The 22,954-nt window shown below is 42.8% G+C and carries 28 protein-coding genes; 13 read left to right on the forward strand and 15 right to left on the reverse strand.

Annotation, left to right across the window (positions count from 1 at the left end):
* Positions 1-35: 35 nt before the first annotated feature.
* From MKX97_RS13405 to MKX97_RS13415, 3 genes are all read left to right on the forward strand, one after another.
* Positions 36-392 carry a YtxH domain-containing protein gene (locus MKX97_RS13405; protein WP_009498289.1) on the forward strand — a complete coding sequence of 119 codons (357 nt, stop codon included), beginning with the start codon at positions 36-38 and terminating at the stop codon, positions 390-392.
* Between the two features lie 206 nt (positions 393-598).
* A complete protein-coding gene (locus MKX97_RS13410) occupies positions 599-1,162 on the forward strand; it encodes an HTH-type transcriptional regulator Hpr (RefSeq protein WP_009498290.1) in 564 nt (187 codons plus the stop codon).
* A gap of 84 nt (positions 1,163-1,246) precedes the next feature.
* A complete protein-coding gene (locus tag MKX97_RS13415; RefSeq protein WP_040759532.1) occupies positions 1,247-1,432 on the forward strand; it encodes a hypothetical protein in 186 nt (61 codons plus the stop codon).
* Positions 1,433-1,475: 43 nt separating this feature from the next.
* Here MKX97_RS13415 and MKX97_RS13420 read toward each other — a convergent pair whose 3' ends face one another.
* Entirely contained in the window at positions 1,476-1,577 is a 102-nt protein-coding gene (locus MKX97_RS13420; RefSeq protein ID WP_139366000.1) for a YjcZ family sporulation protein, read from the reverse strand.
* A gap of 145 nt (positions 1,578-1,722) precedes the next feature.
* On the opposite strand from MKX97_RS13420, the gene MKX97_RS13425 reads away from it, so the two are divergent.
* Complete coding sequence (locus MKX97_RS13425; RefSeq protein ID WP_009498292.1) at positions 1,723-2,682, forward strand: peptidylprolyl isomerase; 960 nt, start codon at positions 1,723-1,725, stop codon at positions 2,680-2,682.
* A 59-nt stretch (positions 2,683-2,741) separates the two neighbouring features.
* Here MKX97_RS13425 and yhaM read toward each other — a convergent pair whose 3' ends face one another.
* From yhaM to MKX97_RS13465, 8 genes are all read right to left on the reverse strand, one after another.
* Positions 2,742-3,680 (reverse strand): 3'-5' exoribonuclease YhaM, encoded by a 939-nt coding sequence (gene yhaM / locus MKX97_RS13430; protein ID WP_009498293.1) that lies wholly within the window; start codon positions 3,678-3,680, stop codon positions 2,742-2,744.
* A complete protein-coding gene (locus MKX97_RS13435; protein WP_342536198.1) occupies positions 3,677-6,538 on the reverse strand; it encodes an AAA family ATPase in 2,862 nt (953 codons plus the stop codon). Before MKX97_RS13435 ends, yhaM begins: the two co-directional genes overlap by 4 nt.
* Positions 6,539-6,542: 4 nt before the next feature.
* A complete protein-coding gene (locus MKX97_RS13440; protein WP_342536199.1) occupies positions 6,543-7,748 on the reverse strand; it encodes a DNA repair exonuclease in 1,206 nt (401 codons plus the stop codon).
* 291 nt (positions 7,749-8,039) lie between these two features.
* On the reverse strand, positions 8,040-9,299 hold the full coding sequence (locus MKX97_RS13445; protein ID WP_340760032.1) for an ABC transporter permease: 1,260 nt from the start codon (positions 9,297-9,299) through the stop codon (positions 8,040-8,042).
* Positions 9,292-10,191, reverse strand: coding sequence for an ABC transporter ATP-binding protein (locus MKX97_RS13450; RefSeq protein ID WP_342536201.1), 900 nt, complete (start codon positions 10,189-10,191; stop codon positions 9,292-9,294). Before MKX97_RS13450 ends, MKX97_RS13445 begins: the two co-directional genes overlap by 8 nt.
* A gap of 62 nt (positions 10,192-10,253) precedes the next feature.
* On the reverse strand, positions 10,254-10,556 hold the full coding sequence (locus MKX97_RS13455; RefSeq protein WP_221836876.1) for a DUF3796 domain-containing protein: 303 nt from the start codon (positions 10,554-10,556) through the stop codon (positions 10,254-10,256).
* A gap of 18 nt (positions 10,557-10,574) precedes the next feature.
* Positions 10,575-10,886 (reverse strand): hypothetical protein, encoded by a 312-nt coding sequence (locus MKX97_RS13460; RefSeq protein WP_340760036.1) that lies wholly within the window; start codon positions 10,884-10,886, stop codon positions 10,575-10,577.
* A 2-nt stretch (positions 10,887-10,888) separates the two neighbouring features.
* Positions 10,889-11,092, reverse strand: coding sequence for a helix-turn-helix transcriptional regulator (locus MKX97_RS13465; protein WP_143759401.1), 204 nt, complete (start codon positions 11,090-11,092; stop codon positions 10,889-10,891).
* Positions 11,093-11,258: 166 nt separating this feature from the next.
* Between MKX97_RS13465 and MKX97_RS13470 the strand changes: the two genes are divergently transcribed.
* Positions 11,259-11,444: a YhzD family protein gene (locus tag MKX97_RS13470; RefSeq protein ID WP_078817882.1), complete on the forward strand. Its 186-nt coding sequence runs from the start codon at positions 11,259-11,261 to the stop codon at positions 11,442-11,444.
* A 498-nt stretch (positions 11,445-11,942) separates the two neighbouring features.
* A complete protein-coding gene (gene mgsA, locus MKX97_RS13475; RefSeq protein WP_040759538.1) occupies positions 11,943-12,347 on the forward strand; it encodes a methylglyoxal synthase in 405 nt (134 codons plus the stop codon).
* 78 nt (positions 12,348-12,425) lie between these two features.
* Here mgsA and MKX97_RS13480 read toward each other — a convergent pair whose 3' ends face one another.
* The 4 genes from MKX97_RS13480 to MKX97_RS13495 form a co-directional block, all read right to left on the reverse strand.
* Complete coding sequence (locus MKX97_RS13480) at positions 12,426-13,205, reverse strand: enoyl-CoA hydratase (RefSeq protein ID WP_040759541.1); 780 nt, start codon at positions 13,203-13,205, stop codon at positions 12,426-12,428.
* 121 nt (positions 13,206-13,326) lie between these two features.
* Complete coding sequence (locus MKX97_RS13485) at positions 13,327-14,838, reverse strand: coproporphyrinogen III oxidase (RefSeq protein ID WP_342536202.1); 1,512 nt, start codon at positions 14,836-14,838, stop codon at positions 13,327-13,329.
* A gap of 251 nt (positions 14,839-15,089) precedes the next feature.
* Complete coding sequence (locus MKX97_RS13490) at positions 15,090-15,440, reverse strand: YlbF family regulator (protein WP_078817880.1); 351 nt, start codon at positions 15,438-15,440, stop codon at positions 15,090-15,092.
* 12 nt (positions 15,441-15,452) lie between these two features.
* Entirely contained in the window at positions 15,453-16,610 is a 1,158-nt protein-coding gene (locus MKX97_RS13495; protein ID WP_342536203.1) for a DUF445 family protein, read from the reverse strand.
* 174 nt (positions 16,611-16,784) lie between these two features.
* On the opposite strand from MKX97_RS13495, the gene MKX97_RS13500 reads away from it, so the two are divergent.
* The gene (locus tag MKX97_RS13500; protein ID WP_342536204.1) at positions 16,785-17,564 is read left to right on the forward strand and encodes a helical backbone metal receptor; all 780 of its coding nucleotides are present in this window, start codon (positions 16,785-16,787) and stop codon (positions 17,562-17,564) included.
* A gap of 1 nt (position 17,565) precedes the next feature.
* Here the strand turns inward: MKX97_RS13500 and MKX97_RS13505 are convergent, their stop codons facing one another.
* Complete coding sequence (locus tag MKX97_RS13505; protein WP_078817877.1) at positions 17,566-17,958, reverse strand: ferritin-like domain-containing protein; 393 nt, start codon at positions 17,956-17,958, stop codon at positions 17,566-17,568.
* 81 nt (positions 17,959-18,039) lie between these two features.
* Between MKX97_RS13505 and MKX97_RS13510 the strand changes: the two genes are divergently transcribed.
* From MKX97_RS13510 to MKX97_RS13535, 6 genes are all read left to right on the forward strand, one after another.
* The gene (locus tag MKX97_RS13510) at positions 18,040-18,243 is read left to right on the forward strand and encodes a YheE family protein (RefSeq protein WP_342536205.1); all 204 of its coding nucleotides are present in this window, start codon (positions 18,040-18,042) and stop codon (positions 18,241-18,243) included.
* Between the two features lie 44 nt (positions 18,244-18,287).
* On the forward strand, positions 18,288-18,440 hold the full coding sequence (locus tag MKX97_RS13515; RefSeq protein WP_171805929.1) for a hypothetical protein: 153 nt from the start codon (positions 18,288-18,290) through the stop codon (positions 18,438-18,440).
* Positions 18,441-18,647: 207 nt separating this feature from the next.
* The gene (locus MKX97_RS13520; protein ID WP_342536206.1) at positions 18,648-19,985 is read left to right on the forward strand and encodes a hemolysin family protein; all 1,338 of its coding nucleotides are present in this window, start codon (positions 18,648-18,650) and stop codon (positions 19,983-19,985) included.
* Positions 19,986-20,064: 79 nt separating this feature from the next.
* The gene (locus MKX97_RS13525) at positions 20,065-20,484 is read left to right on the forward strand and encodes a disulfide oxidoreductase (protein WP_342536207.1); all 420 of its coding nucleotides are present in this window, start codon (positions 20,065-20,067) and stop codon (positions 20,482-20,484) included.
* Between the two features lie 5 nt (positions 20,485-20,489).
* Positions 20,490-20,963 carry a thioredoxin family protein gene (locus MKX97_RS13530; RefSeq protein WP_342536208.1) on the forward strand — a complete coding sequence of 158 codons (474 nt, stop codon included), beginning with the start codon at positions 20,490-20,492 and terminating at the stop codon, positions 20,961-20,963.
* Between the two features lie 13 nt (positions 20,964-20,976).
* Positions 20,977-21,819 (forward strand): RluA family pseudouridine synthase, encoded by an 843-nt coding sequence (locus tag MKX97_RS13535; RefSeq protein ID WP_342536209.1) that lies wholly within the window; start codon positions 20,977-20,979, stop codon positions 21,817-21,819.
* A 43-nt stretch (positions 21,820-21,862) separates the two neighbouring features.
* Here MKX97_RS13535 and MKX97_RS13540 read toward each other — a convergent pair whose 3' ends face one another.
* The gene (locus MKX97_RS13540; protein WP_342536210.1) at positions 21,863-22,801 is read right to left on the reverse strand and encodes a methyl-accepting chemotaxis protein; all 939 of its coding nucleotides are present in this window, start codon (positions 22,799-22,801) and stop codon (positions 21,863-21,865) included.
* Positions 22,802-22,954 lie beyond the last annotated feature (153 nt).

Raw genomic sequence — 22,954 nt, forward strand, 5'->3', positions numbered from 1 at the left:
ATAAAATAATAACCTTCAAAAGGAGTGTTTTCTACATGAAAGCGTCTACATTCTTTATCGGCTTAGCGGCAGGTGCTGTCACTTCCGCCATTACAGTACTATACTCAACTCCAAAACCTGGCAGCGAGTTGCGATCCAGTGTAAAAACAGCTTCGCTAGAGATGAAAGATAAGTTGAAAGATGTCAGAGGTAAAGTAGCGGATCTAAAGGATTCTGTCACAGATTTGACAAAGGAAACAAAAGAACTGGTTCCAGAAACTGTAGAGGAAATGAAAGACTCCGTAGCCGACTGGAAGCGTTCAACTGAACACAATAAAAAACGTTTGGAAAAAGAGATCTCTGCAATCCAAATTGCTTTAGAGGACCTTGAAAAGTCCATTAGCAATCGTTAATTTGGCTGGATAAATCGCCTCTGTGTATCAGTTCAACCACCTGGCTGATCAAAGTGTAAGGAGAGGCTGCAGAATATCGTCGTGAATGTCGACCATATTCTGTAGGCACTTACACCTAGCATTAGTTATTTTATTATTCCGTCTTTTTTTTTTGTTGCTTTTTTGCTATAATAAATAAAAAGACTGACAAGAAAGCAGGTGCCCCGATGGCAGAGCAGAATATTACACGTAAAGATGCCATGATCTTCAATCAGCGCGTCGCCCAAATGTCCAAAGCATTATGGAAGGCTGTTGAAAAAGACTGGCAGCAATGGATCAAACCTTATGATCTAAATATTAATGAGCACCATATTTTATGGATTGCCTATCATCTAGAAGGCGCCACAATTTCCGATATCGCTAAATTTGGTGTGATGCATGTTTCTACCGCGTTCAACTTCTCTAAAAAACTAGAACAGCGAGAACTCCTCTACTTCTCCAAAAAAAATGACGATCGACGCAATACATATGTGACTGTAACGGAAGAAGGAAAGGACCTGCTGATTAAAATGAACGCCAATTACCATAATGAAGATTACAGTATCCTCCAAGGTTCCTTGCCGATAAGAGATATTTATGGAAAATTCCCAGAGTTCTTAGAGGTAATGTCCGTTCTTCGCAATATTTACGGGGATGATTTCATGGATATTTTCGAACGCGGTTTTCAGAATATCGAGAAGACTTATGAAGATCAAGAAGATTATCTTCAGAAAACAGAAGTGGAAACATAAGAACCACCGTTAATCAATTCGGTTTTTTTCTTTTACTCGCATACTCTGATATGATAATATAGACGCATAATGAGGAGGTTTAAAATGGTTCTCACAATTACCATTCTATTTTCACTGTTCTACTTATTTCAAATTAATAAAATGACATTTGCTCTTTGCCAATCTAGAGAGATTCCAGAAGAGAAGCAGCCGAAAATCTATCGGACTGTTAATATTCTCATCACAATCCTTATCTTGTCTTTATATGTGGAAGTTTTCTTTCACGCTTAAAATGATTATGTATGCCCGCCCCGCTCACGGGGCAGGGCTTTTTTTAATACAAGTACGCTGCACCAACAATAATCAACAAGATGAACAAAACAACAATTAAAGCAAAGCCGGATGTACCTGCCCCGCCGTGATTATAACCGCTCATGAAGGCACCCCCTTTCACACTGTATCTTATGCGAAAGTGGAAAAAAGCGGTTGGGCGTTGTAAAAAGAAGGAACCTTTTTGTTTTTCAAACGTTTTATGCTATAGTGATATCTTGAAATGACATTTAGATTAGGGGAGTTATTTGATGAAAAAGAAAATTTTAGCTTTTACACTTGCAGCATCCGTTGCAGCATTGTCTGCATGTTCAGGCAATGGGGATAGCGAAGTCGTCATGACATCTAAAGCAGGAGATGTGACGAAAGAAGAATTCTATAAAGAGATGAAAGATTCCGTTGGTGAACAAGCATTGCAGATGATTGTTCTCGAAAAAGTTCTTGAAGATAAGTATAAAGTCGATGAGAAAAAAGTTGACGAAGAGTTCGACAAGAATAAAGAACAGCTTGGCGATAACTTCGAAGCCTTCTTGGCACAACAAGGACAAACACCTGATAGCTTCAAGAAAATGATTCGCCTGAATATGTTACAAGAGGCTGCATTGACTGATGGAATTGAAGTATCTGATGAAGAACTGAATAAGCGCATCGAGGAGTCTCAATCCGAGATCAACGCTCGCCATATTCTTGTGGAAGACGAAGAAACAGCTAAAGAAGTAAAAGAAAAACTGGACAAAGGTGAGGACTTTGCGAAAGTCGCAAAAGAATACTCTACAGATCCAGGTTCTAAAGAAGAAGGCGGAAATCTAGACTGGTTCGGTTACGGAGTTATGGTTCCTGAATTCTGGAATGCAGCTTACGACCTTGAACCAGGTACAATCAGTGAACCTGTTCAATCTGAACACGGCTTCCACATTATCGAAGTAAAAGAAAAGCGTAAAAAAGAAGATGAGAAGATCACTGATGAAAAGAAAGATGAAATTCGTCAGGAACTTTTGATGGAAAAAGCAGATGAGAATGAATTGTTAACAAAAGTATCCGATTTGGTGAAAGCGGCTGACGTTAAAATTAAAGACAGCGATCTAAAATCTGCACTCGATTTGTTCAAGATGGAAGAACAACCAGCAGATTCTGAAGAAACTCCTGACGTCGAAGAAGAACAAAAAGATTCAAAAGACGCAGAAGCTGAAGGAAAAGAAGAAAGTAAATAAGGTGAAAAAACTCCCGTGATATTAGTGCCACGGGAGTTTTCTTTAATCTATTTACCGGATTACTCAAATGTCGGCTTATAAAACGATCGATTGTCGAGCGGGAATACACGCTCAGAAAATTCACCTGGGTTTGTTTTGGACATGACGCGATTCAACATATTCATCTTCGCATCAATATTATCAATATAATGCAGAATTTCAGCTTCCTTCAGCATAGGCCGCTTCGGGCTGCCCCATTCTTCTTTGCCGTGATGAGACAATACCATATGCTGCAGCAGCATGATCTCTTCACCATCGATCTCGAGTTCCTCAGCCGCCTTCGAAATTTCATTCACCATGATGGTAATATGGCCGAGAAGATTTCCTTCGATCGTATATTGTGTACCGATTGGGCCGGAAAGCTCAATAACTTTTCCGATATCGTGCAAAATAATTCCCGCATACAATAAATCTTTATTCAGTGTTGGATACAGCTCTGCAATCGCCTTACCGAGCTTTAGCATGGACACAACGTGATCCAACAGACCAGTTACATAGTCATGATGGTTTCTTGTCGCAGCAGGATACAACATAAAATCCGCTTGGTGTTTTTTCAATAAATGACGAGTGACACGCTGGATATCCGGATTTTTCATCTCAAAGAAATACTGCATTAACTCTTCAAAGAGCACTTCTTTGCTTTTTTCAGCAGATGGGACCAGATCTGCGATCGTAACGCCTTCTTCTTCCTTCATCGGACGAATTGCTTTAATACGTAATTGGTTTTTGCCACGATATTCATGGATTTCGCCGCCTACTTTGACGATGGTCGCTGCCTGATACAACTGTGCCTGTTCTTCACCAGTATCCCATAGTTTTGCTTCGAGATCTCCGCTTTTATCTTGCAGAATCAGTGTCATAAATGGACTGCCTTGTTGGGTGATGCCTTTTGTAGCCTGTTTAATCAAGAGAAATAGATCAACAGGCTCTCCTACTTGATGTTCCAATAATTTTTTCATAACTGGATCTCTCCTTTTACCCTTGTTCCAATCTCGACTTTATGTACGTCACTCGTCCATTTCGATTTCATTTCTTCATGGCAGGTGAAATATAAAAATTGATGAGATGGTTGCAACTCTTTAATAATTTCTATCATACGCGAAAGTCTCTCATTATCAAAGTGAACAAATGGATCATCCATAATAATAGGAAATGGTGCACGATCCGACAGGGCGGAAGCTAATGCGAGCCGCAATGAAAGATAAGCCTGCTCTTTTGTCGCTTGACTCAGTTCATTGATCATAAATTTCTGACCGTTCTGCGCCGCAGCTTGGAAATATCCTTCTGAAGTTAAACCAAGTGTGCGATATCGATATGCAGTTAAACGGCTAAACCATTCATTTGCCAGTTCCAAAACAGCCGGCAATTGATGTTCTTTCCACTCACTCATCGTTTGCCTGATGGCTTCCGTTACTGCTTTTCGAACCGTCCATTGTTTTGCCAATTCCTCGAGTTCCGCTTTTCTTACTTCGAACACTTGCTGGAGCTCGCTGAAAGTCTTACTCGTTCCCATCTGTGCAAGCTCATGATCTACTTTCACTTGCTCATCCACCAGCTCGGTCACTTCTTTACGGATAACTTGCAGACGGTGCGCTGTCTGTTCACGGCTTCGTTCGAGCTCAGGTAACGTCCAGTCGACTGTCAGAGGTTCTTTTGTATACATCGAGAGTTGTGAATTAATCTCCGCTAGTTGGCGCTTCAGTAATTGCGCATTTTGATCATTTTGATAAGCAGTATAAAATTGCTCTTTCTCTGACACAGCCGTCCGGTCGAACAACTCCTGGATTTCTTGTTGCACTGCTTTCAAAAGTGCATTCGTTTCCTGCAACTGACCATCAAGATCTTCAAGGGTTTGCTGTTGGTTGTAGTACTTTCCAAGCAGTTCCTTCTGATCCATCAGTTCTTGGCGCAAATGTTCATACAATGCACTTTCCGCTACAGGTCCAATCAAAGATTCGACCTCGTCCATTTGGTTTTGCAGTTGTTGTTTTCCTGCCTCCAAACGTTGCTGCCATGTGTGTTGCTCTGCTAACGTGTCCTGCAGCTCACGCAACAAACGGAAGCTCTCTTGGATGTTGAATGTCAGATCGATCGGATCATCTTGTACGGCTTTTTTCAACGCACCGATTGCTTGCTGCTTTTGCCGATGTGATTGCTCCATCTCAGTAGCTAGTTTCTGTAATTTACGGTCCAGCCTTTCAATCTCTGTATATACTTGCTGTTGGGTTCGCTGCTGTGTTTCAAAGCGCTCCTCCAGGCTCTCCATCTCAGCGGCCAATGATTCATGTTCTTGAATAAAAGTTCGTTGGTCTTCCAATGTAGCTGGTTGCTTTTTCCTTAGAAACATTCCGACAATTAAACTGATCACGCCTAAAATCGCGATGAACCACTGCTGTTGCCATATACCATATACTCCAATAATGAGACCAATGACGAGTAAGAATAATGGAACCAGGCGCTCCGATGATTGCTGATGATTCGCTACAGACAGCATAAGTTTCGCTTCTGAAAGTTGCCGTTTCAACTCAGGCCATTTCGCCAGCTTCTTCATTTCCTGTTCTGTGATAGCTTGGCGTTCAAGCTGTTCTTTCCGCTGCTCTGCTTCCTGGCGCTCACTTTCCGCTTCTGCAAGCATACGATTCAGTGTTGTCAATTGTTGCTCCGCCTCAGCCTGTTCCTGCACTAGCGGTTCTAATTGACGCTCTCTCTGAATTGAAATATCCATCTGTTCGATAGCTAATAACTGAGCCTCTGTCAGAGCAAGACGATGTGTCAGCTGTTGTTTTTTCGTCGCGAGCAATCGGATTTCCTGTTCAGCAGAGAGCGTGTCCGTTCGCAAGCGATGCCATTCTGCTTCTTGAGCCACCCAACGTTCCAACTGCTGCCGTTCACTTTCTGGTCGCAACCCGACTAGTTCAGTTTGCCATTGTTGCTGTTCTTTTTCTAAACGAGCCTTTTTTATTTCCAATTCCGTCTGTTTGCTGGCTAGCTCTTCATACCTTCGAATACCGTCTGCCGGGAAGTCCCCGCTTGGATACTCGGCCAATTGCTCTAAAAGTTGTTGCTGTCGTTGTTGCAGCGGGACGATCTGCATCGCGGTCATCTGTTCATCCGCTTGTACATGCAGCTGCTGTTCTTCCAGTCGCAAGGCTTTCACTTGCTCTGTCAATTGGTGTTGCCGTTGCGTTAACGGTTCGTAGGCTGCAAGTTTCTGCTGTTCGTTTTGGATTGCGTGTTCAAGTTCTTTTATTTCCGCTAGTTTTTGATTCATTAGCGGCAGTTTTCCGGACTTCTTAAATAAGCCGGCTGTTTCTTTTTCTAATTTCTTTTCCAATTTCCACAGCGTGTCGAGACCTGTAGTGCCAGATGCCAGCAAGGTGCGGCTCAGTTCATCTTCGTCCATCTTGTCGAGACCTTGCAGCTGAAACAGCGAGAACGAGAAGATCGCTTCAAACGCCTGGCGGTCATAGCCTCTCAATAAATATTTCAGCTCTTCTTCCCCTGCCGTCCGTCCATCTTCAAACTGTATTCTGACGTCACCCGAGGACTTACCTCGCACTCGTTCAATCATCCAATTGCCAAATTCTGCGTCCGTTACATAAAGACAACCGCCATACTTTCCGCCTGTTTTCGGTTCATAGCGAAGTTCTTGCTGATTCTTTTGCGGGAATCCGAATAAAATATGAAGAATCGCTTGCTGAATCGTCGTCTTGCCCGCTTCATTCGGACCATATAGAAGATTCATGCCATTAGAAAATTTGATTTCTACATTCTCATGCTGACCAAACCCATATAGGACGATCTTTCGAATATTCATTTGATCACCCTTCCTTCAGCAATTCATTTGCCAATAAAGCAGCCGCTTGCTGTTTCAATTGTTCTATATCATGTGGTTCCAAACGTTCCAAATAACGCCCTGCCCGATGACTGTATACATCTTTCACAAGATTGTTCCAGTCGTCCTGCTCCCATTTTTCTATTGTTTGTTCTATAGGTTCCAGCAAAGCTTTCGGCAACTCCCTATTCGTAACCAAGGGCCATTCAATTGATGAAATCCACACAAACGGCTCCATACCGCTATATTGTTCCCTTAATACATCCAGCCATTCCGATTCAGTAGATGCCCCCTGCAGATCATCACTCAGTCCCTCGACGTGCTCCATCACCAGTTCCACTACCACACTTCCTGACTCGGCAACCAGCCCGTCGATCGCTTCCTGACACTTCGTCAACCAAGCATCCGCAAATTCAATCCCTTCACACGAAATAGTCAATTCAGTAAAGACAATATCCGAAGTCTCAACAAACTTCAAAGATGCTTTTTCACTGGATAACGAAATATCGTAAAATCCTTTTATTCCTTGTTCTTTCCGATGCCGTCCCTGCAAATTTCCGGGATAAACGATGGGAGGATATTCCACTAACTGCTGACGCTTATGGATATGTCCCAGCGCCCAATAGTGATAGTTCTTTTCCTGCAATTCACGGATAGTGAACGGTGCATACACAGCATGCGCGGAATCTCCCGCCACACTGCCATGCAGCAAACCAATATGAATACCTTCACCGTGCGCACTAGGATATTTCTCGATCATCGGTTCTCTCACATGCCGCTGAGGATAACTAAAGCCGTGCAAGAACACATCTTTCCCCTTTACAGTCATCTGCTTCTGTTCTACTTCTTCTGAAAATACCTGCACATTAGCCGGCAATGAGACTCTTGTCCAATTACCTGCCAAATGATCATGGTTTCCATACGTCATGAATACAGGAATCCCAACATCAAAAAGCCGTTGCATTCCTTGCTGAAAACGAATTTGCGCACGTAAGCTTCGGTCTTCTCCATCATATACATCGCCGACGATTAAGATAAAGTCTGGCTGTTCTTTCACTGCATAATCTATAAAGCGATCAAATGCCGTGAACGTCGATTGTTGCAATCTAAGCAATTGCCCGGCGGCGGCCATGCCTTTAAAGGGGCTGTCCAAGTGCAGATCAGCTGTATGTAAAAATCGGATCGTCTCCATAAATGCACCTCTCCCACGAATACTCGTTCTCTATTTTACCATAAGCCATCTCCAACTGAAAAGAGCATGAAAAACAAGGACTGCCCCGAAAGTCATTTAAAAATGATTTCTTCTTCGGAACAGCCCTTGTTCTTTTTATTGTATCATGCGTTTGCCTGTGATCATTAACTGCCTGTACTAGATCATAACAGTATCACTAGCGCTCATAACGCAGTTTCTCTCTCTTAGATGGCAAAGCCTTTATCAAAACCGTATCTCTTTCGTCAAAAACCATTGACATCTAAGAGTATATTATTCTTTCCCTAATTGAATTGCTTTTTTCAAGTCTTTCAATGAGCGCGATGGACCGTACATCAACACCCCGCCACGATAGACCTTCGCTCCAAACCAGCCGAGCACGATAATCGTCGCAACCATAATGGCAATCGAAAGCAAGGGTTCCCATAACGGCAAATCCAACATACCGACACGCAAGAACATAACGAGCGGTGTGAAGAATGGAATGAACGAAGCAATCTTCAAATAGCCTAGCTCAGGATTCCCAAGACCTGTTGCCGCAATGATGAATGCCGCTACCACGAGCAATGACATTGGCATGATCATTTGCTGGACATCCTCTGTACGGCTGACAAGCGAACCAAGCAACGCTGCCAGTGTGGCATATAAAAAGTACCCCAACAAGAAGAAAATCACCGCATAGACTAACGTGCTGACTTGTAAATTTTCTAGACTGAAGAATGCGGAAAGTTCATTTTCTTCTCCCATCGAAGAAAGTTTGTACGCAATGAATCCCGCCAATCCATAAACCACAATCTGAACAATCCCTAATGATCCGATACCCAGCACTTTCGCAAACATATGCTTAACCGGCGATACACTCGATATCAAGATTTCCATTACACGCGAAGACTTCTCCGTCGCCACTTCTGTAGCAATCATGGAAGAGTAAATAATGACCGCAAAATAAATGACGAACATCAGCACATAAACTAGCACTCGCGCCTGATTCAGTTCATCCTCTGACTTAGCTGAATCAGAAATATTTTGTTTTTCAAATTGAATCGGCGCAAACAAAGTAGCTACTTGTTCACCGGACAGCGATAATTGCTCTGCTTTTACTTCCGTCTGAATCGACTGCAATGCATCTTGTAAGGCAGAAGGCAAATAGTTATCCACCAAGCTTGCTGTCGTATACGTTGCTTGAATGGTCTGCGTTGCGTCCAAATCCAATTCAATGAATGCTTCGATGTCTTCCTCTTTCACTTGTTTTAACAACTGTTCTTTCGGTTCATCCGCAAGCTCGACTTTAATCTCTTCATCACTTTGCTTGAGCTGTTGTTGCAAACGCTCAGCCAACATACCGCTTTGATCTAAAACAAGTACTTTATCTTCTTTGCTGTCTCCTATCAATTTACCCGCCTTATCAATAATACTCGGCAAATTCGCAAAAAGGAAAATTCCTGCAACCATGATAAGCGTCGTAATAAAAAATGATTTAGTTTTAGCTTTCGTCATAAAACTCTGTTTGAAAATAATCCAAAACTCACGCATGCTCTTCCCCCACTTTCGCAATGAAAATGTCTTGCAAAGAAGGTTCTTCTATTTCAAAATGACGAATTGGTCCTTTTAGTAAGGCCGCCTGTAATAAGTCATTCGCAACTTTTTCATCCTCCACCTGAAACACTGCACCTTCTAATGAGTGATGGAAAGTGATGACGCCATCCATTGACTCCATTCCTTCCAATGGAAAATCCGAACGAATTCGAACATTTTGTTTACCAAATGAACGCTTAACATCACGCAGTTTTCCGCTGACGAGTTGCTGGCCATGATGAATGATGCTAAGTTGCTCGCATAACTCTTCTACGTGGTCCATTCGGTGACTGGAAAATAAAATCGTCGCTCCATTGTTGCGGAAATCAACAATCGCCTTCTTCAACATTTCCACATTCACTGGGTCAAGTCCTGAAAATGGTTCATCGAGAAGAAGCAACTTCGGGTTATGCATTAATGACGCAATCACCTGGATTTTCTGCTGATTCCCTTTTGATAATTCTTCCACTTTCTTATTCGTATAGTGAGGGACTTCAAAACGTTCCAACCATTGGAGTGCTGCACTTTTTGCACTGACTTTATCCATACCGCGTAATTGACCAAGAAACATTAATTGCTCCAGCACCTTCATCTTCGGATACAAACCTCGCTCTTCAGGCAAATATCCAATTTGAGGGCTCGTTTCATATGAGATCGTCCGCCCATTCCATGCAATGGACCCTTCTGTCGTGTTCAGCAATCCAAGAATCATCCGGAATGTCGTCGTCTTACCTGCTCCATTCGCCCCTAAAAAACCATACATTGTCCCTTCTTCTACCATCAGCGATAATTGATCAACCGCAGTAAAGTCTCCAAATCTTTTGGTCACCTGTTCCAGCTGCAAAGCCATACTCACAGTCTCCTTTCATTCTCTCTTTCTAGTTCTACGGATTCTACCAACAAATTGTTTCACTATTCTCTTTTATCTATCACTAAGCTTGCGATTCCATAAGATATCAACATGATTCCATATGCCACGGAAAGTAAAATAAAGGCAAGCTGAATTCCCTCATATAACAAAGCTCCAAGCCACATCGCAGCCAATACAATTATCGTTATCCCCCAAGAAATCGTTCTAGCTTTAGCATGGACTTTTTCATAGCGTTCATCAAAGAGACGTTGTTTTTTTCCTTTCCGGCGCAGATACACTGCAATTGCTAACACAGTGCCAAACCCCATTAAAAAACCTAAGAGTCCAGAGCTAGATGGTAACATATAAAATCCCCCTCTAAATTAATTTTTACTATTCGCTATGGCCGCTCCAACTCCATAGGACGTCATATGAATAACCCAAATAGCAGTTAAAATGAAGAAAGCTATACCTGGTCCCTCCAACAGCATGGCAACCATCCAACCAATCAAAATTGCCCCAGTGGTAGCAAGCCATGAATAAGATCGTGCTTGCCTATGGATATTCCGGTATCGTTCATCATAACGACGTTGTTTTTTTCCTATTCTCCAATTGATGAACCATACAATTCCGGCAATGACCAAGCCAAGCGGCAATCCCAGCAGAAAAGACCAAGTATTAAATCCATCGTACATACTTATTCCTCCTCATAAATAAAAATGTCCTCAATACGACAATCAAATAATGCAGCGATTTTGAAAGCTAATATCAGAGACGGATTATACTTCCCTTTTTCTAATGAAATGATCGTCTGCCTAGAGACGTCCAATTTTTCTGCCAGCACATCTTGCGTCCACCTCATTTCCAACCTTCTAGCTTTGATATAGTTATTCACTGACATCCTCCTTTTATCTGCCATTCCGCACAAGAAGTAAAGCAACCTTTACGTAAAGTTTACTTTACCTCTAATATAATGTCAAATACACTTTACATAAAAAATAAAATGAATCGCTATTCATTTCAATAAATTCATAGTATACTGAATAAAAGCATATGGAGGAGATTAAATGAAAACCTACAAATTGACTGCATACGAGAAAAACGGCACTTTGATTACAGAAGAATCATTCACAGCGGAAAATGATGAGGTCGCAAAGGAGCAAGGACGCCAACTGCTCACTGAAAAAGATTTATCGGAACGCACACACCGCCTTGCATCACCGCGCGGTAAGCTATTACTATTCCACGTATAAAAAAGAGGTTGTCCGAAAAGACGGGATGTCTTTTCGGGACAACCTTTTCTTTCGGTTTCAGATAGTGAAGACTACTAAACACGTCAAGTTCTTCGTCAGGAACGTTAGTTCTATACAGAGACTCAAAACCCTTTCAGTCCGCGTTTTCTTCTTAACAGTACTATGTCAAAACAGTAGCGCAGAAAAAATTATTAGCGCTAGAAGAGGGACATAAAACTTCCCTCAAGACAAACAAAAGCTGTCCAAGAAATCAGTTGAAATGACTTCTTAAACAGCTAGTTTCTATTGATTAAAATCGATATTATTTCCCGGGAAACAATAATTAAAAAACTTTAATTCACATTTAATGTAAATCGATTCATTTAATATTAATTGTTTTCTACCCACTAAATCTATCTTCCAATTTTTCTTTTTTCTTCGCTCTCAGAAAAGCGAGATTTTTCGCGCTGTTTATGATACGCTATCTTCGTCAATAATTCGTAGAAGGAAGTGACTGGTTTGAACATCGCGTTAATTGCCCATGATGAAAAAAAGTCTGAATTGGTAAACTTCGCAATTGCTTATGAACAAATATTTGCTAAACATGATCTCTATGCTACTGGTACAACAGGTACACGTATCATGGAGGAAACAGAGCTTTCAATAAGTCGACTCATGTCTGGACCGCTTGGCGGAGATCAGCAAATTGGGGCGATGATTGCTACAGGGCAGCTAGATCTGATCTTATTCTTTCGCGACCCGCTCACAGCTCAGCCACATGAACCGGACGTCAGTGCCTTGCTGCGACTGTGTGATGTCTACGGTATTCCGTTAGCCACAAACTTAGCTTCAGCCGAACTATTATTACGAGCGATTGAAAAAGGCTATTTCTCTTGGCGAGAAACAGCAGCTAAATATAAATAATCTATTTCTGAAATCCACCAAGGATACATTATATTTCAGACGCGCAGCTAATTGCGCGTCTATTTTTTGTTCACTTCTTTATTGCCCAGTAAAACTTGGTTTTCTTTTCTCAACGAATGCTTGTATTCCTTCACGGTGATCGGAAGTCTTTCGCATTGCTGCTTGTGCTTTACTTTCTAATTCCACGATTCTTTCAAGCTCCGCCACACCGGCCGCATGTAAAATTTGTTTAGATACCGCCATTGAAGCTGTCGGTGAATTCAAGATTTGTTGGGCACGCTGCCCTGCTGTATTCCACGCTTCCCCATCTGGAACGACTTGATCAATGAGTCCGATTTGCATCGCCCGTTTACCATCTAACACTTCACCCGACCAAATCAGCTGCTTCGCTCTCGCTGTGCCGACTCGTTCCTTCAGGAAGAAATGACCTCCGCCATCCGGTACCAAACCGATTCCAATGAAATTCATCGCGATTTTGCTCGATTCTTCCGCAATCACTACATCACAGGCAATCGCTATACTGCAACCAAGTCCCGCTGCTGCACCATGGACCGATGCAATCGTGATTTGGGGCATGCTGTACATCGACAGAGCCAATCTCGACAAGTCGACCATAATATCCTCCATTTTCATCGGTCCACTTGGGTCGAGCATCGCTTTAACATTTCCACCTGCTGAAAACGCACGTCCTGCTCCTCGGAATAATACAACATGCACAGAAGATTTCCCTTTCAGTTCATCGACGATATCCGCCAATTCCCTCATCATCTGGCCATCCATCGCATTCATGACATCCGGCTGATTAAATGTCACAGTTGCTAATCTACCTTCGATTTCCACTTCGATCTGTTTTACCAAAATCAATTCCCCCTTTTGTGTGAATGGTCATTCATTCACTCCATTATACACAAACCTCTGACCGTTTGCATAATTTTCTCACAAAAATTCCCCAGCCAACTTTATGACTGGGGATTGAAACTTATTTTATGGATTCAGCAGAAGGAAACAATCCATCTAAATACGCTATTTTGCGATCGATGGCGTCTTCAAATCCTAGTATATAGGCTGCAGGTTCTTTCGGATTATGAAATTGCGTCAGTTTACCGGTGGCAGGGTCCATGAATTTACTCGATGCTCCACAACCTAGACCGATAATCGTCTGTGCTTCTTCCATAATTAAAATATTATAGAGACTCTCTTCTCCCGGCTTGGAGTAGCCGACATTTTCAAGATTGCCTAAAATGTTTTTCTGGCGATACAAATAATACGGTATATAGCCGTTGTCTTTCGCCCACTCTTCGCCACGCTTCATCATCTGACCAACCGTCTTGCGATCAGCCACTTGATACTTATCTTTATTACGTGTCATTTCCGAAGCTCTTTTAAAAGACAGCGTATGAATCGTCAATGATTCCGGCTGCATCTTCTCCGTTTCCGCCAATGAATGCCCAAACTCGGCGAGACCTTCATTCGGCAGACCGATGATTAAGTCCATATTGATATTGCGCATGCCTTGCTCGCGAGATAGCCAATACTTATCGATGGTTTCCTGCACACTATGGTGACGTCCGATTGCTTTCAACGTTTCATCTGTATAGGATTGTGGGTTGACACTGATTCGGTCGATCCCCCACTTCTTCAGTACTTCGAGTTTCGGAATGGTGATCGTATCAGGCCGTCCCGCTTCCACTGTCACTTCCCGCACTTGCTCCATATGGGGAAAGGAGTCAACCATCGTTTGATAGAGTGCATCCATTTCATCTGCCTCGATCGATGTCGGCGTACCGCCACCAAAATAAATCGTTGTGATCCGGATATCATGTTCCTTCAGCCAGTTTCCGATGACCCGCATCTCTTCATGTAAACCGTCCAAGAAGTTTTCTACGCGCCCATTCTTCCGGTGAATGGCATAAGCGGGAAAGGTACAATAGGCACATTTTGTTGGACAGAATGGAATGCCGATGTAAATACTGACTTCCTGCTTCAACGAATACAAATCAGGCAGCGCATTCAGCTGGACATCTGCAATTTGTGCAATCAGATCACTCTTTCGTGCCGAAACTCGGTGACGATTCCTCAATAATGCCAGCGCTTCTTCAACTGATTTTCCTTCCTGTCGGTACATATGATAGAGTTTGGTGGGACGGATACCGGTTAAAATACCCCATTCCTGTACCATACCTGTCGCTTGTTCTAATACCTCCAATAAGACATGAGAATACATTCTCTTCTTTTGGCGCAGTAGCTCTTTTTCGTCAGTCTCTAAAGCATCTTCTGCAAATTGCACGGTATGTCGTTGGCCATTCCATTGCAATTGCGCTGATATGCTCGGAGATTTCTCTTCAAATTGCTCAAAAAATCGTATGTTAATGGTTGCCTCGTCTACAGTTTCTGTCCCGATCTTCGATTGCTCAAAAAATAAATTGGCCAAATGGGTGAACATTCGGATCCAATCTTGCGGGAACTGTTCGTTTACATTTAGTTGCTGCATGTTTCTCTCCTACTCTCCATCTGTTGAAAAAAACCGGCAGAGGCCGGTTTCCAATCAATCACACCTTGGCGTGATTGCATCTGAATTTTGAATCGTGCGTGCACGATTAACTCCCTACAAAATCCATGACATCCGCCAGAGGCATTATCTTAATTCAGCGGGCGTTTGAACACCCGCTGTACAGGTAATAGAATCGCATTCATCTCATCACTTATAGAGGTGGGAGTCTTCTGCTGAATAAAGATAAAGTATTAATTGAAGCTTTCATACAAGTCTTGCACTGGTTTCAGTACAACACGATTTACTTCCTCAATCAATTCGCTTAGCTTCATCTCTGCTGTTAGCATCGTCATGATTTTCGGATTTTCCTGAGCCAGCTGGGCAGTCTTCTGGGCATGTTCCAGCTCTTCGCCTGCGATTTCCTCGCCTGCCATTTGTTTTTGCTGCAAATTCATTTGGATCTCGCGGAAGCTTTCAAATAAAACACGAGCTTCCTCATCGCTCTTGACGTCCTCCATCGCAGATTTCACCGCTAAATACTCATCCGTCTTGCGCAATGTGGATTCCAATTTGTTCATATCATCATAAATATTAATCGACATTTAAATCTCCTCCTAAAATCCATTCAATGTAAGAGCTATAATTCCTTGCACGATTCCGATCACGCCGCCAAGTAAGGCGCCAAGAACCGTAATCATCTTAAATTCCCTACGTGAAATACCGAGCACTAGATCTTCCAGCACAGCGACAGGGAATGTGTCGACCTGTTCCTTCACCATTTCATCCAGTTTCAGCTTCTTCAAAGACTGCTCCAATTGCAACTCCGCCTGATCGAATAAAAATCCGACAATTTTCGGCGTGACGTTTTCGGCTGTCCATGCAGTTCCATTCGGCCAGTAATGAGCTAGACTGTGATCCAATCGATCACTCAGTGCCAATTGGTCAAGTGCATAGCGCTTCACCGAGCTGAACACACTATCAAAATCAAAATCTGCAGTCAATTGCTCCATCGGCTGTTGCTGGATATTACGCCATTCTTTCCAGATCAGCTTATCCAATAATTCTTTCGTTCCTGGTGCTCCAACAAAACGCAACGCTTCTCGTTGCACCTTGCCGACAAGAGATTCCGATTCACCGAAAAACATATTCAGCATTCCGCCAAACGTTCCTTTTGAATTGAGAAAGTCGTCAATCATTTTTTGGAACGTCTGTCTTCCTTCTGCCGAACCAATGAAACGTTCTGCACGCTGCAACAAAAAATCCGACGCAAGCGGAATTTTCTCCTCTACTTGCTGCTGCCAACGCAACGGCACGACTTCTTCCACTGTTCCTGTCGTCACCCTTAATCTCATGTCATCCAATTGACGATCGATCAAAGCAAGCAGTTTATCCTCCACTTGATTCGGAAGTTCAGATGCTCCTGCAAGCTCGAGCCAGTCATTCAACGTCTTGTCCGATTGCAAGACGTATTGGTTCATTTTATCCTGAACAAATAGTTCGGCGCGTTCTTTCATTGCAGGTGTCAACATTTTTTTCCGGAACAAATCCGGTGTCAGCAAATAATTCGTCACCGTTTTTCCAAGCTGCGTTGCCAACTCATTGCGTCGTTTCGGAATTAAGCCTGGCGTAAACGGCAAACGGGTTTTTCCAATAAATTTTGGTTCATGCGGCCTGAAAAGCATCTTGATCGCTAAGTGATTTGTTACTCCGCCAATCAATGCCCCGATAAACGCCATGAACAAAATAGTTAGCACTATAGTCAATCGTTTCACCTTATTCCACTTGGTCTTCGTTCCAATTATAACAAAAACCAGCTGAATGAAAAGGAATTCGAGGCGAGGATTTTTGACTTTACAATCGACTACCTTTCAGGTACGTTGCAAGTAGGACGATTCTATAGAGAAGTTTGTTACTTCAACTATTATGTCGAGGAGGTCATCCACTAATTGAAGAAAGAAATCATCGATCATTTAGGACGCACAGTTGAGTATGAGTTTCCGCCGAAGCGTATCATTTCTTTATGCCCCGGCATTACCGAAACTTTATTCGCGATTGGTCTTGAAAACGAGGTCATCGGACGAACACGTTATTGTATTTATCCCGAGAAAGCAAAAGAAGTTCAGGCGGTAGCAGGAACAAAAGATCTACAGCTTGAGAAGGTTCATGCTGCAAAACCTGATTTGATCATCATGGAGAAAGAAGAAAATACGAAAGAGATGGTCGAGACACTGTCGGCCTTTTATCCAGTGTATGTAGCCGAGGTCCAAACGATTGACGATGCGTATCGGATGATGACAGATATGGGTGATTTGACAGATCGCCAGAAGGAAGCCGCATCACTTGTTTCTGATATCCAACAAGCATTCACTGCGCTGCCCGAACTCCCTGCCGCTCGTGTTGCCTATGTCATCTGGAAAAAGCCGTATATGGTAGCTGGAAAAGATACATACATCAATACACTGCTTCAGCGAATCGGCTTCGTGACACCTTTTGCTGATTCGAATGACCGCTATCCTGTCGTGACAGAAGAGCAGTTTAAAGAAGCTCAGCTTGATCTCGTTTTATTGGCATCAGAGCCTTACCCATTTAAAGAAAAACAACAAATCCAGTTCCAAGAATTACTGCCGGATTCCGCAATTCAGCTAATTGACGGAGAAATGTTCTGGTATGGTGTTCGAATGCTTGAAAGCGCACAATACTTTAAAACATACGACTTCGGAGTTTGATTCATTTCGTACCATTAAAGATCGTAGACATCCGAATAGCATGCTCCATCTCATCATGCATTGCGATGAATACAGGGTCATAAGCTTGATCGAACGGAACTGTCAGAAGCATTTCTTTATACTGTTCGACGGCATCGAGTTCATCAACCAGCGCATTTTTTGCGCACTCCTTCAAGTTCGTGCACGGTGCCAGCTTTTTCGGATTCGGTACGAATTTTCCCGTCATCATATAATAGAGCTGTTGAAACATTTCGTAGTGACTTTTCTCGTCTTCATACGCATGTCGAATGAACTCCTGCCATAACGGATCGTTCGTCAGCTGGTACATGGACTTATAATAAAAGTAGGACTTGTATTCGTCTTCGATGGCGCTTTTTAGTTGGTTAACAAACACGCACTCATCCTTTCCTTCCCTTTTGGCCAGTTTATGAAAGGAACGGAAAGGATATCACTAATTTAGAAAGAGTTGATCAATATGCTGCAGCATTTTAGTTATAAGAAAATGTTTGAAGGCTCGGATTTGCCGGGTTGGACAATTTCTTTTTATTATCAAAATAAACAATATGCGGGCGATTACTATAAAGACGGCTCGGTAAAATGGAAAAATGACACGCCGCCGAACGAGACAGATGTTTTGAAAATGGTGCATGATCTCATGACTTTTCACGTCTATGAATGATTTTTCCTGTAACTGACCATCCTTCTCTTAGAGGAGGTGCTGTTATGGGGAAAGATAAGTCAAAAGGTAAACAACAGTTTGAAAAAGAGCGTCTGCACGTACAGGACCAGAAAACAGAAAATGTTTTTGAAGATCAAAGTCGTGTTCCGAATGAGCAGAATGCCTTTAAAGAAACTCAGCCGAAATACGGCGAATAATGATGTGGAACCTTCCTACTTAGGAGGTTCCTTTTTTCTACAGCCGTCCCCATTCAGCACACCATACTCTATCTTTTCACGATATGTAAGTGGCAGGAATTGTGTTTTCTCTATAAATAAATTATTATAAAAGATAACTAACTTTACATTACAGGAGGTGTACGCTTTGTTCTTTTCCCTCATTTGGGTTAAGCACAAAGCCATTATTTGGACATTGCCATACGATTGGCAGCATTTGCTGCCTTGATCGCACTCACCGCTTTCTTCGTCGCGTGTGAATTTGCAATCGTGAAGGTCCGGTCATCGCGTCTCGATCAGCTGATCGTGGAGGGAAACAAACGCGCGGTCCTTGCGAAAAAAATTGCCGATAACTTAGATGAATATTTATCCGCTTGTCAGCTAGGGATTACGATCACTGCGCTTGGCCTGGGTATGCTTGGGGAACCAACAGTTAAGTTAATGCTGGCTCCTGTCTTTGATTACCTTGCTCTAGACACAAAAGTTGAAACGATTCTTTCTTTCGCCACGGCCTTAGCCATCGTGACCTATCTCCATGTGGTCATTGGTGAGCTTGCTCCTAAGACGATCGCTTTGCATAAAGCTGAAGAGTTGTCTATGAGTCTATCCGGACCTTTGAATTTATTTTACAAATTGATGTACCCTATTATTAAAGGGATGAACGGATCGGCGCGGCTAGTCACAAGATTGCTTGGCTTCAAATCCATTTCCGAATTGGATGTGGCGCATACAGAAGAAGAACTGCGGATCATCTTATCGGATAGTTTACGAAGCGGGGAAATTAATCAAGCTGAATATAAATACGTCAATCGTATTTTCGAGTTTGATGATCGGATTGCCAAAGAAATCATGCTGCCTCGTACCGAAATGATGACAGTGGAAAAAGAGATGACGTTATCCGAAGTCTTCGAATTGATGGACGTGGAGCAGTACACACGCTATCCAATTACGGATGGGGACAAAGACCACGTCATCGGATTAATTAATATGAAGCATCTATTGACAGCGTACATTAAGGATCCGAGCAATGGGGACAAATCTGTCGTTAATTATATGCAGCCCATTATCCGGGTGATCGAAACGATGCCGATTGGTGACTTATTGTTAAAAATTCAACGTGAGCGAATTCATATGGCGGTTCTGTTGGATGAATATGGCGGGACGTCCGGCCTTGTAACCATCGAGGATATTTTAGAAGAAATTGTGGGGGAAATCCGTGATGAATTCGACTTGGACGAACTGCCCGAATTGCAGAAAATTGGTCCAGATCATTACATCTTGGATGCTAAAATGCTAATCGAAAATGTCAATGATGCACTCAATATCGAGATCTTGGAAGAAGATATCGATACGATCGGCGGTTGGTTCATGGACCAGCGCTTTGAAGCGGTACAAGGTGAAAAAATCATAGAACAGGGTTATGAATTCACCGTAAAGGAAGTGGATGGGCACCATATCATCTACTTAGAAGCAAAAAAGCAGCCAGCGGAAGTGAATAATGTAAACGATGAAAGTATGAGTCCATAATTTCGAAGCTTTCCCACTCTTTGGGAAGGCTTTTGTCATGAAGGATTGTATGTATTCATTAGAACTGGAGAGATTATATATGCAAAAAAAACAAGAAAACCTGCTCCTATTCATCTGGGCTGTAGCCCTTTCCGCTACACTAGGTTCCCTGTACTTTTCAGAGATAAAAGGGTATATCCCTTGTACACTTTGTTGGGTACAGCGTATTTTCATGTATCCTATCGTCCTGATCGGTTTGGTGGCATTGATTCAGAAAAATGGTAAGATTGCTTGGACGACTGCTTCTTTTTCATTCATCGGAGGCTGTATCTCTCTTTACCATTATGGTATTCAAAAACTTGCCTTTCTGCAGGAAAGTGCACCTTCGTGCGGCGCTGTTTCGTGTACGGGCCAATACGTTAATTACTTCGGCTTTGTAACCATTCCATTGATGGCGCTCGTAGCCTTCGCTATCATTTTCATCGCAAGTCTCGTATTGTTAAAACAAATAAAGGAGTGACACACATGAAAAAACTATTAGCTATTGGCGGCATTATTGTTGTAATCTTCGTTCTGATCGTTGTGCTCAATAACCAATCCAATAAAAAGAAATTAGCGGATAATCCGTATGGAACAAATGACTTGAAGCAATCGACCATCGATCTATTGTCAGATAAGAACTACCAAAACATCGCCCTACCAGATGACGTTGCCAAAAAGATCGAAAGCGGAGATCCAACAACGGTCTATTTTTTCAGTCCGGAATGCTCGTTTTGTCAGGAGATGACACCGCGTCTGATGCCGATCGCGGATGAATATGACGCGCATGTTTATCAGTACAATATGTTGGAATTTGAAGATCAGGCAAAAAGTCGTTATAGCGTTGAAAGCTGGCCGACACTCGTTCACTACAAAGACGGTAAAGAGCAAGGCAGAATGTCCGGCGCACATCCAGATGAAGACATTAAGGCATTTTTCGACGAATTCGAAAGCAACTAAGGAGACTAGATAGATGACAAGTTTTCATTATACGACTCGCAAGCCCGGTGAAACCGTTGAACAGCTGCTCAGGGAACAATGGCAAGGCGGCAAAAAGACGGTTCACCAAATGCGTATGGATAAAAGTGTAACATATGCGGATGGTCAGCCTGTGGAGTGGAAAGAACCTTTGCCTGAAGGCACTCGACTGATTTTCGGCTTTTCCGATGCCCATTCATCGTATAAACCGGAGCCTTTTGATTCGCTGAATGTAATTTGGGAAGACGAGCATCTGCTTGCAGTCCATAAACCAGCCGGAGTCGCAGTTCATCCCGAACACGCACCTGGCACAGGCACGCTGATGAATGAAGTAATGGGTTCTATCAATGCAAAAGGCGGTAGCTATGCAGAACATATCCATCGTCTCGATCAGCACACAGCAGGACTTTTGCTAATCGCCAAGCATCCAATTGCCAAAACGATGCTGGATCGAATGTTGGAACAGAATCGAATCGACCGCTTCTATACGGCAGAACTGGAAGGTCAGCTAAGAAAGCCGCGCGGTACGATCAATATGCCGATTGGTAAAGATCGTTACCATGCTACGAGACGCAGAGTATCTCCTTCAGGACAATCTGCGGTAACTCATTTCAAAGTGCTGGAACGCAGACCTGACAGCACGCTTGTTGAAGCTCAGCTGGAAACCGGACGCACACATCAGATTCGTGTCCACTTCGCCCACTTAGGTCACCCGGTCATCGGTGATCAATTATACGGCAGTGAAACGATTGCGAGAGGTCCCTATAAATTGACCGCGTCAAAAATTGCTTTTGAACATCCGATTACGATGGAATCTATCGTATTGGAAACAGAATAAAACAAAAAACCGCGAGAAAGCATTCTGCTTTCTCGCGGTTTTCCTATTTCACTAATAATTGATGTATGCCGTTCTCCAGGCGCTTATCGACTTCTTTCGCGTCTTCAATATGTTCCACAATGAGTTCATGTGCAGAAGTAAATAGCAAATTGGCCTTTTGGAGCTCTGCTTGCATTTGGGCTGATAATTTATTTTGCTCGGCAATCATTTTTTCAATTGAGGAGATATCGATTTGACTTCCTTGAACCGTCTCCAAGATGTGATCGATTTTTGAGGCAGTCTGCAAACTCACCGCCACCCCTTGCTCAATCAATACTGAGCTTTTCTTGGTCGCTTCCAATGCTTGCTGAATTTCATCTTTCAAGGAGTTCGTTAATGACTGAATATCCTTTGTGCTGTTGGATGTACTTTCCGCAAGTTTTCTCACTTCCTGTGCAACAACAGAGAACCCTTTTCCATATTCCCCCGCACGCGCCGCTTCAATCGATGCATTAAGCGCCAATAAATTCGTTTGGGCTGCAATATTCTCAATGACGCCGACAATCGACTGAATTTCCACAGAACGATCACTCAATTGTGTCATGCTTTCTTCCGACATCTCCATATGCTTTCCTAAATCATTCATTACTTGCGCCGTTAAACGAACGTCCTCGGCTCCATTCTCTGCCTCTTTCACCATGTAGATCGATTTCTCTTCCAATGAACGTCCATTGTCGTATAATTGCTTGGAAGCATCTGTCGTTTGTTCGCTAAGGTCTTGAATTACATGAAAGCTGCTTTCTATTTCTGATACCGCTTCACCTAATACGTTATGCTGGGCATTTACTTTTTCATGTTGCTCTACTGCGGCTGTCAATTCTGTCTCTACTTGTTTATAGCGCTCGTGTTGTTCGGTTTGCAAATCATCTGTAACAGATACAGGATTCAAATTTTTTTCATGAATGACCACGCGTTGTTCTGGTTTTCGTCGAAATAGCGCCATCTTATTTCCCCCATTTTCTATATATAAACTGAAATAAATAACATACACTCAAAGCAAAACGTAGAACCCGTTGATTTTCGCTCCTGTGGGGTCTCGCCATTCGCGCTATCTCCCGCAGGAGTCGCCGCCTTCCACTCCAATCAACTGAGTGTC

This window comes from Sporosarcina sp. FSL K6-3508 (assembly GCF_038615825.1).
GTDB classification, from domain to species: Bacteria; Bacillota; Bacilli; order Bacillales_A; family Planococcaceae; genus Sporosarcina; species Sporosarcina newyorkensis.

What these genes read in the sequence shown, in the direction of transcription:
- MKX97_RS13405 (WP_009498289.1), top strand. Translation starts at nt 36, where the DNA reads ATGAAAGCGTCTACATTCTTTATCGGCTTAGCGGCAGGTGCTGTCACT.
- MKX97_RS13410 (WP_009498290.1), top strand. Translation starts at nt 599, where the DNA reads ATGGCAGAGCAGAATATTACACGTAAAGATGCCATGATCTTCAATCAG.
- MKX97_RS13415 (WP_040759532.1), top strand. Translation starts at nt 1,247, where the DNA reads ATGGTTCTCACAATTACCATTCTATTTTCACTGTTCTACTTATTTCAA.
- MKX97_RS13420 (WP_139366000.1), bottom strand. Translation starts at nt 1,577, where the DNA reads ATGAGCGGTTATAATCACGGCGGGGCAGGTACATCCGGCTTTGCTTTA.
- MKX97_RS13425 (WP_009498292.1), top strand. Translation starts at nt 1,723, where the DNA reads ATGAAAAAGAAAATTTTAGCTTTTACACTTGCAGCATCCGTTGCAGCA.
- yhaM (WP_009498293.1), bottom strand. Translation starts at nt 3,680, where the DNA reads ATGAAAAAATTATTGGAACATCAAGTAGGAGAGCCTGTTGATCTATTT.
- MKX97_RS13435 (WP_342536198.1), bottom strand. Translation starts at nt 6,538, where the DNA reads ATGAATATTCGAAAGATCGTCCTATATGGGTTTGGTCAGCATGAGAAT.
- MKX97_RS13440 (WP_342536199.1), bottom strand. Translation starts at nt 7,748, where the DNA reads ATGGAGACGATCCGATTTTTACATACAGCTGATCTGCACTTGGACAGC.
- MKX97_RS13445 (WP_340760032.1), bottom strand. Translation starts at nt 9,299, where the DNA reads ATGCGTGAGTTTTGGATTATTTTCAAACAGAGTTTTATGACGAAAGCT.
- MKX97_RS13450 (WP_342536201.1), bottom strand. Translation starts at nt 10,191, where the DNA reads ATGGCTTTGCAGCTGGAACAGGTGACCAAAAGATTTGGAGACTTTACT.
- MKX97_RS13455 (WP_221836876.1), bottom strand. Translation starts at nt 10,556, where the DNA reads ATGTTACCATCTAGCTCTGGACTCTTAGGTTTTTTAATGGGGTTTGGC.
- MKX97_RS13460 (WP_340760036.1), bottom strand. Translation starts at nt 10,886, where the DNA reads ATGTACGATGGATTTAATACTTGGTCTTTTCTGCTGGGATTGCCGCTT.
- MKX97_RS13465 (WP_143759401.1), bottom strand. Translation starts at nt 11,092, where the DNA reads ATGTCAGTGAATAACTATATCAAAGCTAGAAGGTTGGAAATGAGGTGG.
- MKX97_RS13470 (WP_078817882.1), top strand. Translation starts at nt 11,259, where the DNA reads ATGAAAACCTACAAATTGACTGCATACGAGAAAAACGGCACTTTGATT.
- MKX97_RS13485 (WP_342536202.1), bottom strand. Translation starts at nt 14,838, where the DNA reads ATGCAGCAACTAAATGTAAACGAACAGTTCCCGCAAGATTGGATCCGA.
- MKX97_RS13490 (WP_078817880.1), bottom strand. Translation starts at nt 15,440, where the DNA reads ATGTCGATTAATATTTATGATGATATGAACAAATTGGAATCCACATTG.
- MKX97_RS13510 (WP_342536205.1), top strand. Translation starts at nt 18,040, where the DNA reads ATGCTGCAGCATTTTAGTTATAAGAAAATGTTTGAAGGCTCGGATTTG.
- MKX97_RS13515 (WP_171805929.1), top strand. Translation starts at nt 18,288, where the DNA reads ATGGGGAAAGATAAGTCAAAAGGTAAACAACAGTTTGAAAAAGAGCGT.
- MKX97_RS13525 (WP_342536207.1), top strand. Translation starts at nt 20,065, where the DNA reads ATGCAAAAAAAACAAGAAAACCTGCTCCTATTCATCTGGGCTGTAGCC.
- MKX97_RS13530 (WP_342536208.1), top strand. Translation starts at nt 20,490, where the DNA reads ATGAAAAAACTATTAGCTATTGGCGGCATTATTGTTGTAATCTTCGTT.
- MKX97_RS13535 (WP_342536209.1), top strand. Translation starts at nt 20,977, where the DNA reads ATGACAAGTTTTCATTATACGACTCGCAAGCCCGGTGAAACCGTTGAA.
- MKX97_RS13540 (WP_342536210.1), bottom strand. Translation starts at nt 22,801, where the DNA reads ATGGCGCTATTTCGACGAAAACCAGAACAACGCGTGGTCATTCATGAA.